Source organism: Nostoc sp., assembly GCF_036917315.1.
Lineage (GTDB): Bacteria > Cyanobacteriota > Cyanobacteriia > Cyanobacteriales > Nostocaceae > Nostoc.
Genome location: NZ_JBALDR010000047.1, coordinates 169869 through 181398, shown reverse-complemented (window position 1 = coordinate 181398; position 11530 = coordinate 169869). Strand labels below are relative to the sequence as shown.

Below are 11530 nucleotides of genomic sequence, written 5' to 3'. Positions count from 1 at the left end.
CATCGGCATTGGGCAACTTGGGAGACGCCGCAGCCAAGTATGTCCCTGACATCCTCAATTTCCTCAAGGATGAAAAGGTGGACGCCAACGTTCGTTATGGTGCGGCATCGGCATTAGGCAAGATAAAACAACTCAAGTTGGAAGAAGTTGTTATGTTTTTGAATTATGCCTATGAGCCAAACCAGGGAATATTTGGGTCAGATGGAAAGTTTGAATTTTGGCGGTTTTCGTCTTACTTCCTGAGTGGCGGCAATGATGAAGTAAAAACTCTGCTCAAATGGCTGGCCAGACCTGAGAGAAAAACAATTCCTGAGCAACTTAACCACGATGAAGGCAAGAAAACGCTGGAGGTTTTTCTTAAAGCCTGGGAACCTAGTAAAGACCTGGATAGATTAAGAGAAGATTTAGCAGAACAGATTTCCATAGTTGCCAATGACAAAAAAGTTCCTTGGAAATGGGATGATATTGGTTTGCTACAATCCCACCAGAAGAATCTCAAAACTTTCTACCCGAATAAAGCTTATGCGGTGCAGTCACAGATAAGTAACCTTGAGGGTTGGCAGTGGTTTTTCAAAGCCAGAATCACCATCATCATTCATATTGCCTTTTGGCTTGCCCTGATCTTTGCCTACCCCAAATTCCCCCAAGTCCAAGCCATCTTCTTCTGGAACCCTTGGGTACGCCGTATTCTCGGCGTTGGCTATGTCGGCTTTCTCCTCACCTGGTTTCCCCCCTTCCGCCGCAAATTATTTGAACCCTTCAAACCTTCTCTATTAGCCGATGCCGGCTTAGATAATTTTTATGACCAATCATACTTCCCAGAATCAAAAGTCAAAGTTCCCACTTCAGGAGACATCCAGCCAATTACCGCAGCCTTACCCAGCATTCAAGGACAAATTATCTTAGAAGGAGATTCCGGCTTAGGCAAGTCGATGTTTCTCCGTCATCTGTTGCAAAACTCCCAGCGCATAGTCGTTTATCTCCCCGCCCAAAAATGTGATAAAGGCGTAATTGAAGCCATCCAAGACAAGCTACACGGCCAAGCCCAAGATGCCGGCTTCCTGAAAAACCTAATTTACAGTGGCGCGATAGATATCTGCATCGACGGACTCAACGAAGTCACCGCCGAAACACGGGCAAAAATCTGCCAGTTTGTCGAAAGCTATTTTCGGGGCAACATTATCATGACTACCCAGCCCCTAGAGTGGACACCCCCCTCAACAGCCAAAACCTACTACTTGCAGCCCCTTGAACAACAACAAATTCAAGAGTTTTTGATCTCCCGTCAGCCGCGACTCCCCCAAGATGCCAAAATTCAAGGTGCTGATTATGCCAAAGCCAGCACCATTTATTTAACAGAAGTCCTCAATAACCAGCAAGCCCAAGAAGAGTTAGATGCTGTCCGCCGAATTCTTTCCAATCCAATGGATTTAACTGTGGTTGCGCTGATGCTATCACAAGGCAAACACCCAAACTTATTTCGCCTGCAAGAACAGCAATACAATTTAATGGCGGCAGAATACCTGAAAGAATGGAATCAAGAATTTCCCTTAAAGAAATTCTCAGCCGCCGTCTACCAAATGCGACTCGAAGACAAACAAGCCTTACCCGCCGATGAATTTCACCAAGTCGCCATGTCCTTGTCAGACGAGAAATACAAAATGGTAGTCAGCCGTCAGTGGGAAGGTGAAAAAGGCGAAGCCAAGAAAGAATGGTACTTCCGCCACGATAAAATCATGGATTTCTTCTTGGTGCAAAACTTTCTCGGCGAAACTGATGCCGCCGAAGGAATATTAGTTGATAGAATGGGCGATCCGCGTTTTCGTGGTGTTTACTTCTTGCTAGCAACCTTACTTGAGATAGATGCAGCCAAAGAACTGCGAGAAGAATTGATTCAATACGCTGCCGATACCAAAGACAACACGGTGAGTAATACCTTTGTGCAGTTGTTGCGAACTAGATAATCCGTTATTCGTACCTGTGTAGCCGCGTTCATGCACTGTACCGCAAGCAATTCCATTGCCTTGGCTCTAAGAGGATGTTTGAAAAGTTTTCTTCTCGGTAACAAAACGTTCTAGATTCCCCTAAATCCCCCGATAAATTGGGGGACTTTGATTCCGGTTCCCCCCTTTTTTAAGGGGGGTTAGGGGGGATCGGTTAGTGCCTCAAATCACAGCCAACCACTTTTCAAACATCCTCTAAGTGCGATCGCTTTCATCGCTACGATCGAGTGAGAAACTAGGAGTTGATCTGAAAAATGCCTAACCCGCTATACGATCGCGATTTGCAATTATGGATTGAGCAAACCATTCAACAGTTACAAAATCATGAATTTGAGGCGTTGGATATTGAGCATTTGATTGAGGAACTAGTTGATTTGGGTAAAGCAGAAAAAAATGCGCTAAAAACCAATCTGACAATTTTATTAACGCATTTACTCAAGTTGCGAGTTCAGTATGATATCCCCGATAGCATGAAAGGCAGCTGGTATAGCTCCATACTGGAACATCGTCAGCGAGTTCTGAATAATTTGGCAGATACTCCTTCTCTAAAAAGTTTTCTGGTTGAGGCTGTGGAAAAAGCCTACCCAGATGCTCGCAAGCTAGGGATTAAGGAAGGTAAGCTGGCTAAGTTTGGGATTCGCATACCCCAAGAAAGTGAATATCCCACCGTTTGTCCTTTTTCGATTGAGCAGATTTTAGATGAAGATTTTTACGGGCTGTAGACAATTGCTCGTTGTCATATTGCTTTACATCTAGATAGACAGCTTGACCGAAAGGTTCTACAATCTGACTGATTGTGGTAAATTTACCTATTGCCCAATCCATATAAGCATAGTAAAGATTTTCTAGTGATTCCGTTTGATTGCGGAAGCACTAAATTAATATAGGAAAGTCTTTGAGTAAAGGGCAGCAAACAAATGGATGTAAAGCTGATTCTAGCCGGGTTAACAGTTATATTTACGCTTTCGTGCTTATTCTTTGGCACGAAAAACGGATTCTATGATTCAGATAACTATCACGGTAACGGCTCCGCACATTGAGATAAGTCTGTAGACCCTTTGGCGACTTGCTGTAGGGTGAGTTGACTAAAATAGCTCAGAACTTGCAAAGGGAAAATAAACAAGAGCCAGACTTCTTAAGTTACTAGCTTGATGGCTTTTCGTTAGCCCACCTTTCCGAACCAGTGCGGGTTCGTGGAGGCGTCCTCCCCAATCAAAAATCTGTATTCTCAGGGTGTAGGGGCGCACGATAAAACTTACCCCTAAGTCACAAAAGCAAAATTTGTGTAACTTTTGGCTTTTGGGATATGTCCATGATGATGAGGTTTGAGGGGAGGAGAGCATGAGGGATAATCTGTCGGCATCCTCTCGCGTAGATGCTGCGGAAGCGGGTAGTGAATTAGAATGTTTGCCCTATAGTGTCCAGCATGACAATGAGGGCGTGTGTTTATTGGTGAAAATGGGCCCACACCGCATTCTGTTGGACTGTGGTTTTGAAGATATTTCATCGCTGGCTAAGGGGCTTACTAAATCGGGACTTGGAACTAGTTCGCCCCTACCAGCAGATTTAGTTTTGATTAGTCATGCCCACCCAGATCACTCCAAAGGCTTACTGGCGCTGCATAAAGCTTTTCCCAAGTTACCTATTTATGGTAGTGAGGTGACTAGCAAGTTACTGCCACTGAATTGGCTAGACGAAGACCCTGAGAAAATTTCCCAATTTTGTCATGCCTTGCCATTGCGATCGCCTGTGGAATTCCAAGATGGTTTGGTGGCAGAATTATTTCCCGCAGGGCATTTACCAGGAGCAGTAGCAATTCTCCTCACCTATACCACCCAGCAGCGTACTTACAAGCTACTGTATACAGGGGACTTTTTCTTATCAAACTCCCGACTGGTAGAAGGTTTGCGTTTAGAGGAACTGCGGGGCTTAGACTTGGATGTGCTAATCATTGAAGGTAGTTATGGCACATCCCGTCATCCTCACCGCCGCAACCAAGAAAATCAACTAGCCGAGCGAATCAATCGCGCGATCGCTGACCATTGTTCTGTAATCCTTCCCACCCCGGCTTTAGGATTAGGTCAAGAATTATTAATGCTCTTGCGATCGCATCACCACTTCACCGGACGAGATTTAGATATCTGGGTAGATGGTGCTGTCGCCACTGGGTGTGATGCATACCTCGAACTGCTACCCCATCTCCCCCCATCGGTGCAGAACTTCGCCCGCCATCAACCCTTGTTTTGGGATGAACGGGTACGTCCCCGCGTGCGTCGTTTACAACCAGAACATCGTTCCACAGTGGGCAAGTCACCTTGTATTGTCCTCACTGACTCGACATCTGATTTAGGCAAACACTGCCAATTAGACACCGGTCCTTGGCTGATTCTCCTACCAGAAAAAATTGATATAAAAGTTAACAAAGAATATTTAGCACCCACAACTGTCGAAAGCTATCTCTTAGCTCAACATAGTGATGGCCCTGGTACTACGCAGCTAATTCATAATTTGCGACCCCAGCACGTCATTTTTGTCCACGGTTCTCCTGCCTACTTGGCAGACTTGACTAGCTTAGAGGAGTTGCAAAACCGCTACCACGTACATTCCCCAGCGGCTGATACCTTAGTAGAACTGCCCATCGGCGACACATTTTTACAACCGGCAGCACCTGAGACTAACTACGAAGGCGAACTGACAGAGTTAGGAACAGTAATCACAATCACCCTACCCAATGTGATTACTGCCGATCCGCGTTGGCGGCAATTTGCCGATACTGGTTTAATCGAAGCTCGTTGGCAAGGGGAAGAATTAGTATTAAGGGGATTGTCTCAACGAGAACTGCTCAACCAAAACAGCGATCGCTATACATGGATAGATGTAGACTGTTGTGGTAATTGCCGACATCAAAGGGGGCAGCGGTGTTGGAACCCAGCTTCCCCGTTGTATAACTTTAAGGTAACTCTCGAAGGTTACTGTCCTGCCTTTGAACGCTTATCTAATCCTGAGTCCTGAATGCTTAATGCTGAGTTAGGATTTGTTACTCAGCACTGGGCACTCAGCACCGAATTATTCTGGATTCGAGTCAGTGTAACGGTTGTGAATGCGCTCTGCCTCGGGACAATCTTCAGTCATCAGAGGTTCTACATTACCGCGCGGTACTGAAGCCAATTTTTGCGTTACAGCACCAATGCTCTCGAGGCGAACCATTTCTTCCCAAGAACAAACTTCGTCCTCTTCTTCTGTTTCATAGCGTAGGGTCACTAAATCTCCCTCTATGTCTATGATGCGGGCGCGTTCAATCCAGCGTTGCTGGTCCCGCAAGAAAACACATACCTCGCGCCCATCGCAACACAGTTGATAAATCTTGCGGTGTAGCATGTACTGTTTCTGCCTTTTTAAACAACGTAGTTAAACCTGTCAAAATCTGGGTTCTACCCCATTACATTACACCTTTAAGAGGTTAATTTCACTGTTCAGAACAAGTACGCTTCATAACCCAATCCCAAGATTTGATTCTAGTTGTCAAAATATCAGGATAATATTGGGTCATAAATCAGATGCTCTAGCAATGAACTCAATTTCTCTCCGGCTTATTCTAGGGAATGTCTGCTTCTATAGAAGTCAGACAATTCGGTACCTGTCCTAACCAGGTTTATATTTGTTGGTGAGTCATTCCTACCATTATGTAATAAAGAATACTCCAAAACAATCGTTGATTGCGGTTGTTTAACTTGCCTACTTTTAATCATTGGCATTACTGGGAAGTCCGGGGACTTGGCTTTACTTTTACCCACTTGTATCTGATCTTAACTCATTCTCTTGCTGACCTTGATGCTTTTCAACAACAACACCGAAATAGTTTTGAGTTTTTCAGGTTTTTGTCTGAAAAAAGGCAACAGCGTAAGGGAAGAGGTAGAGGGAAAAGACCATGAGAAAATTCTACTCCAGAAGTCTCAGGAGGATTTATGTGGTAAAGGAAATTCTATAAGCACGTTCGACGAGGATGCTTCTCGTTTAATTTTTCCTGCGCGAACTGCATCGTATAGGGCTGCGAGTTCTGGCAAATCCTCTGGCTGATAGCATTTAGTGGCTAGCACCTGCTGGAGTAAACCCTCAGATTCAACACTAAGATATCCCGTTTGGAAAGCAGATGCGATAATTGTGCGAATCATCTTGGTTAAGGCAGAGTGAGCAAATTATTAGGTCTAGTGTGAAACATTTTTCTCTATTACTAATTGATATGAAACATTAATACTGTGTGATTAGTATTACGCTAAACCAGTGATTTACATCACAATATGATTTTTCGATACTCCGTCTATTAATATACACAGATAAAAGGGCAGAGGAATTTTCAGTATCAATGTTGAGAAGCTGAATGTTTTAACAAAATTAAAATACAACAATCAATTTTTTCGACAAGCATCCACAAAATACAATCAAGCATCAGTAATCAAGCAAAAAACTGGCGAAAATCTTCATCTTTTTGACTTAATTGCACCCAGTCTAAGTTTAAAGACTGGAATTTTTGCACTAAACGATCGCAAGCCGGACGTTCGGTAGCATAATGTCCAGCATCGATTAAAATGAGATCGCGATCGCGGCTTTCTTGAAACTGATGGAATTTACAGTCAGAAGTCAGATAAGCTTGGGCACCAGTTTTGGCAACGGCTGAAATGTAACTAGCCCCCGAACCACCCAAAACGGCAACTCGTGAAATTGTTTGCTGTAAATCAGCACTTGGGGAAAAAATCAAATTAGGTGGAGCAAGTCGGGTTTGAATGGTGGCAAGTAATTCCTGTAATGTTAGAAATGGCTCTAGCAAACCAACACGGCCATATCCTAATCCTGCTTGTGTAAGTTCTATGGGAGTAACTTCTTTTAGTTCTAAAATTTGAGCTAAAACGTCAGCAGTCCCGTCTTGCACTTGGTCAAAATTAGTGTGAGCAGTGTAAATACCAATATTATGGGTAAAGGCTAACCGTACCATTTCAGCGATCGCTTCACCAGTGCGTAAAGATTTGAGAGGATTAAAAATTAAGGGGTGATGGGCAAATATCAGATTAGCATTTTCTGCGATCGCTTCCTCCATTACCGCCAAAGTCGGTGTCAAACACACCAAAACCCGTGTTTCTTCCTGCAAAACTCCTGGTTCAATTTGCCAGCCACAATTATCCCAGCTTTCACACCAAGCGGGATTAGCCCATGCTTCAAACCAATTAATTAAATCAGCAATTTTCATAATTATTTTCTTCAGCAATTTTTAATTGCTAATCAGCGTCTCTGTGGTTGAATATTTAATTTTAATGCTAATTGCTGGCGCATTTCCTGGAAAGGTTTGTTCCATACAGGGCTAGCATTCCAGTTCCATACTGCTACTGGAATAAGTTCTTCTTCAGCAAGATAAGTTAGCAGACGGTATTCATCTTCTGGTTCACGAGAAAAGGTAAAGGGGTTGCGGTAGCCCGTCTCACACAGTTTATAAGATACGACCTGACCATGATTAATACGTTGTAAAAGTTCCCTACCTTTGACGAGCAAATAATCCAAAAATACCAGACTAAAAGGCTCTATATGTGCGCGTTTTTGTGGCTCTTTTTGTACCCATCTTGCCCACTCAAATCCATACATAAAATCATGAACATAACGAAAGCGCATTTCCGTTTTATTGCCGAACATCTCTGTCAGACAAACCATTTTTTCACCAAAAATTTTTAAGAAAGCAATAGCGCCCTCATCTGCATTTAAAGCCTGTCTAAGCATACTACTTACCAGAAAATCAAAATCCCAAAATATGTTTTCTGGGAAATTTTCTATTTGAGTACAGACTATGCTTTCGAGAGTTTCTTGAAGAGTTGTGATAAGTTGAATGTCGGTATTGTGTTCCGCAATCAAATTTCCCAATTCTGCAAAGCTGGTAATTAATGTTTTGTGAGGACTAAGTGACAATAAATTAACAGACTGCTGGGCAAGGATTTCATCAATAAGTTTAAAAGTATTAGTTGGTGTTAGTTCTTGCTTCATAGTAATAGCCCAGACAGCTTACACTAAATATTAGTGTATATCGGCATAAACGGATTCTTTAATAATCACAAATAAACTTAACTTTTTGATTTACAAATATACACGAACTATTTAATGCATATCTGGTTAGTTTTGTATCAATAATTGTCATGAAAAATTTATCAAGGCGATATTTTTTTAATGCATATCACCGTGATTTTTGGAGATTATATCCAAAAGGTAGACAGTATAACCAGAGTATTTAAACTCTACAAAACCACACTTTCAATAAAACTTAAGAATTGGCTATCCAGAAATGTGAACAACCAATTCTCTGGAATGACTGCGTTGGCGGTGTTCCCAAATATAAATTCCCTGCCAAGTTCCTAGTACTAAGTGGCCGCGATTAATGGGGATATGTTCAGAAGTGTGGGTGAGTGCAGTACGAATATGTGCTGGCATATCATCAGGACCTTCTGCATCATGGATATATTTACCTGATTCTGGTACGAGTTTTGACATAAAATTCGCTAGATCCACAAGAACATCAGGATCGGCATTTTCTTGGATAACTAAACTGGCTGAAGTATGGCGCAAAAATAAAGTGCAAAGACCAGTTTCAACACCCGATTCGGCAACTGCGGCTGCAATTTTTGCAGTGATGTTGTAAAAAGATTTTCCAGTTGTGGAAATTTTTAGTAACTTTTGGTAGTGAGTCACGTCGCTTCGCTCCGAATTCAAAATTCAAAATTAATGATCCCCATAAATAAATTTAGGGGCGTATATCATGAGTTGTTTTTGGTCATTTCAAACAGTAATTTTTCCATCTTATTTAATCCATGTTTAATCCATGTTCCTTGAGTGGCTAATTCTAGAGTTTCTTTATCTATGCTTGAAGATTCCATTATTAGTTGATGTTACTTTGAATAGCTTTATTTCGTCTGTAAATAATTGAGAACAGCTTTAGCGATCGCTTCATTACCATCCTTAGCAATTGGTTGAGATTGCCTTGGAGGTTGGGGTAACTCATGGAGAAAATTCCAATTACCTTGAAAAAACTCAGATGGGGTGATGATTTGATGCTGATTATAATTAGTTATGCCTTCTACTATAAAAGTTGCTTCGGCAAAGTCTTCACGCGGTATGGTGACAATTGGTAATCCTAGTATTGTGGCTTCCGAAAAAGTACTATAACCAGGTTTAGAGACGACTCGTCCACAAATAGGCATAAAATCTACAGGGCGGTATTTTCGATCGCTAATTTTCACTAAATTAGGTAAATCAGGGGCAGATCGATCGAATACGATAAATTGCCAATCTGGAAATCGCTGTAAGTTATCATAAGGGATTTGTTGTAAACCCAACCCACCAAAGGTCAACAGAATAGTTTTTTCGACTGGTGCTGTTATTCGCCAAAAAGAACGTAAATCATCAGCAGAGTGACGGGGGGAACCGCCTGTTAAGCCGACATCTGTGATATTGTTAAAAGCTGGCATTGGTTCGTGGAAAGGAAGACGAAACAAGCGATCGCACTTTGAATACCAATCACTAATCCAATCTGCAACTGCGGTAAATTGCCCTCCCCAATCGCGGTAAATAAAGTCCCAGCCAAAGTTACTCATCATCCAGCAGGGAATATTTGCCGCTTTGCCAAACCCAGGAGCGAGGAAGGGAATATCTGCCAAAATAAGATTAACGCGATTTTGGCGGATAAAATTCACTTCTGAGGCAATCAGCGAATTTTGATGCTTCTTAATATCAAGCAACTTTTCTAAAGTCGCTACTTTATCCATTGTCAAGCTATCTGTTTGCACCACACCCAAATCAAATGCACGGGGACGATAGATAAAATCGCCTTCTATATAGCACTCTAGCAACCAGCGTGGAGCAGTACTTACCACAATTAGCAGAACTTCTGGACATAACTTTTGAATTGTTGCAGCTACAGAAGCCGTGCGGGTAGCATGACCAAAGCCGTGGTTAGTTATTGCTAAGTATAAGATTGGGCGTTCCATTTTTAAGTTAGGAGTTAGGAGTTAAGAATTAGGAGTTAGGAGTTAAAATCATAATTTACAGACTTCTAACTCCTAACTTTTAATTAATTTTGCAAAAACTTTGAATCGCCTCAATCAATAAGTCGATTTCCGATTCTAAAGTAAAGTAATGAACGGTAACACGTATACAGCTAGGATCGGCAATTGTCCGAGTTAATATCCTTTGTGAGTCCAAAAATTTTACCAACTTCAAATGAGCTTGAGGTTGATTATTTTCAAGTTGAAAGGAGACTATACCGCTTTCGGGTGGGGAAGTTCGCAAACATTTAATATTGGGTAACGCCGTCAATTGTCGCCAGAGGTACTCACTGTTATGGCAAATTTGCTCGTAACGTTCCTGTGACGTTCCCCATTCCTGATGAATTGCGATCGCTTCCTTTAACCCAAGATACAACGGATAAGCTAATGTAGACACTTCGTATCGCCGCCCATCTGGAAGCCAATCCACAGGCTGAGATTGACTATCTACAACAATGCCATTCAAGCCAATAAACGTAGGTTTCAGGCTTTCTCGTGCTTCTGGGCGGACATACAAACCACCAGCACCCGCTGGACCGCATAACCATTTGTGACCAGTAAAAGCATAAAAATCTACTCCCAATTCAGTCAAGTTTAAAGGCAATAAACCAGCAGATTGGGCAGCATCTATGAGTAAAAAAGAATTATTATTCCTGCATACTTCGGCAATTTTATCAAGAGGTAAAACTTGACCAGTATTCCAGAAAACATGACTCAAGATGACAAGACGGGTATTGGGGCGCAAATGCTGGACAATAACTTTTACCGGATCGCCCTCATTTAAAGTCGCTTTTAGGGGACAGGTGGTAACTTCCACAGCGAATCTCCGCGAGATTTCCTGGGCTGTGGCAATCACGCCTGGATGTTCGCAGTCTGAGAGTAGGAGATGGTCGCCAGCACGCCATTCGATGCCCCACATGGCGATATTACAGCCAACAGTGACATTTTGCGTGAGGGTAATTGTTTCAGATGGTGCATGAAACTCAGAAGCGATCGCAACTCTAGCAGCTTGAGTCTGGGGCGCTATCCAGCTATACGCCTCATTACCAAAGGGGCCTATCTCCTGAACATAAGCTTGAGTTTGGGCGATCGCATCCATTGCCCTTTGAGGCATCGGCCCTTGTCCCCCATAATTGAAATAAGCCTTATTCGCTAAAGCCGGAAATTGCTCTCGATGCCGATGCAGCTTGATTGGTGATGCAGAAATACTAGTCATAATTCACAAAAGATATCTGCTGTTTGCAGGCTATTTAGATTTAGAGGCGTTTTATCTCTCTGTTGTAATTTAGGAGAAAAGCAAATGCTTGTGCTGTTTACGCCAATAGCTAGCTGTTGACAGTATAAAATAAACAACAAATTAAGCGTGGACGCGTTGGCGTAGCCCACCAAAGGTATGGCCACTTCCAGATTTTAATTGTCACAGTTACTCCCAGATTCTGCTAATTATTGTTA

General features: G+C 42.4%; 9 protein-coding genes and 1 pseudogene. 3 read left to right on the top strand and 7 right to left on the bottom strand.

Annotated features, from left to right (window positions below):
* The 3 genes and pseudogenes from V7K84_RS21310 to V7K84_RS21300 form a co-directional block, all read left to right on the top strand.
* A pseudogene (locus V7K84_RS21310) lies at positions 1-1964 on the top strand (HEAT repeat domain-containing protein); the annotation flags it as partial.
* Positions 1965-2257: 293 nt separating this feature from the next.
* Complete coding sequence (locus tag V7K84_RS21305) at positions 2258-2725, top strand: DUF29 domain-containing protein (RefSeq protein WP_334840944.1); 468 nt, start codon at positions 2258-2260, stop codon at positions 2723-2725.
* A gap of 619 nt (positions 2726-3344) precedes the next feature.
* Positions 3345-5015 carry an MBL fold metallo-hydrolase gene (locus tag V7K84_RS21300; RefSeq protein ID WP_334840942.1) on the top strand — a complete coding sequence of 557 codons (1671 nt, stop codon included), beginning with the start codon at positions 3345-3347 and terminating at the stop codon, positions 5013-5015.
* Between the two features lie 54 nt (positions 5016-5069).
* On the opposite strand, the gene V7K84_RS21295 is transcribed toward V7K84_RS21300, so the two are convergent.
* From V7K84_RS21295 to V7K84_RS21265, 7 genes are all read right to left on the bottom strand, one after another.
* Positions 5070-5381, bottom strand: a complete 312-nt coding sequence (locus V7K84_RS21295) for a DUF6679 family protein (protein ID WP_012408115.1) — start codon at positions 5379-5381, stop codon at positions 5070-5072.
* Between the two features lie 575 nt (positions 5382-5956).
* Positions 5957-6175: a hypothetical protein gene (locus tag V7K84_RS21290; RefSeq protein ID WP_094350459.1), complete on the bottom strand. Its 219-nt coding sequence runs from the start codon at positions 6173-6175 to the stop codon at positions 5957-5959.
* A gap of 281 nt (positions 6176-6456) precedes the next feature.
* Positions 6457-7245, bottom strand: coding sequence for a Nif3-like dinuclear metal center hexameric protein (locus tag V7K84_RS21285; RefSeq protein WP_334840940.1), 789 nt, complete (start codon positions 7243-7245; stop codon positions 6457-6459).
* 32 nt (positions 7246-7277) lie between these two features.
* On the bottom strand, positions 7278-8027 hold the full coding sequence (locus tag V7K84_RS21280) for a hypothetical protein (protein ID WP_334840938.1): 750 nt from the start codon (positions 8025-8027) through the stop codon (positions 7278-7280).
* A 285-nt stretch (positions 8028-8312) separates the two neighbouring features.
* Positions 8313-8726: a secondary thiamine-phosphate synthase enzyme YjbQ gene (locus V7K84_RS21275; protein WP_334840936.1), complete on the bottom strand. Its 414-nt coding sequence runs from the start codon at positions 8724-8726 to the stop codon at positions 8313-8315.
* A 212-nt stretch (positions 8727-8938) separates the two neighbouring features.
* Positions 8939-10021, bottom strand: coding sequence for a glycosyl transferase (locus V7K84_RS21270; RefSeq protein WP_334840935.1), 1083 nt, complete (start codon positions 10019-10021; stop codon positions 8939-8941).
* A gap of 79 nt (positions 10022-10100) precedes the next feature.
* Positions 10101-11294, bottom strand: coding sequence for an aminotransferase class V-fold PLP-dependent enzyme (locus V7K84_RS21265; protein WP_334840933.1), 1194 nt, complete (start codon positions 11292-11294; stop codon positions 10101-10103).
* Between the last annotated feature and the right edge of the window lie 236 nt (positions 11295-11530).

What these genes read in the sequence shown, in the direction of transcription:
- V7K84_RS21305 (WP_334840944.1), top strand. Translation starts at nt 2,258, where the DNA reads ATGCCTAACCCGCTATACGATCGCGATTTGCAATTATGGATTGAGCAA.
- V7K84_RS21300 (WP_334840942.1), top strand. Translation starts at nt 3,345, where the DNA reads ATGAGGGATAATCTGTCGGCATCCTCTCGCGTAGATGCTGCGGAAGCG.
- V7K84_RS21295 (WP_012408115.1), bottom strand. Translation starts at nt 5,381, where the DNA reads ATGCTACACCGCAAGATTTATCAACTGTGTTGCGATGGGCGCGAGGTA.
- V7K84_RS21290 (WP_094350459.1), bottom strand. Translation starts at nt 6,175, where the DNA reads ATGATTCGCACAATTATCGCATCTGCTTTCCAAACGGGATATCTTAGT.
- V7K84_RS21285 (WP_334840940.1), bottom strand. Translation starts at nt 7,245, where the DNA reads ATGAAAATTGCTGATTTAATTAATTGGTTTGAAGCATGGGCTAATCCC.
- V7K84_RS21280 (WP_334840938.1), bottom strand. Translation starts at nt 8,027, where the DNA reads ATGAAGCAAGAACTAACACCAACTAATACTTTTAAACTTATTGATGAA.
- V7K84_RS21270 (WP_334840935.1), bottom strand. Translation starts at nt 10,021, where the DNA reads ATGGAACGCCCAATCTTATACTTAGCAATAACTAACCACGGCTTTGGT.
- V7K84_RS21265 (WP_334840933.1), bottom strand. Translation starts at nt 11,294, where the DNA reads ATGACTAGTATTTCTGCATCACCAATCAAGCTGCATCGGCATCGAGAG.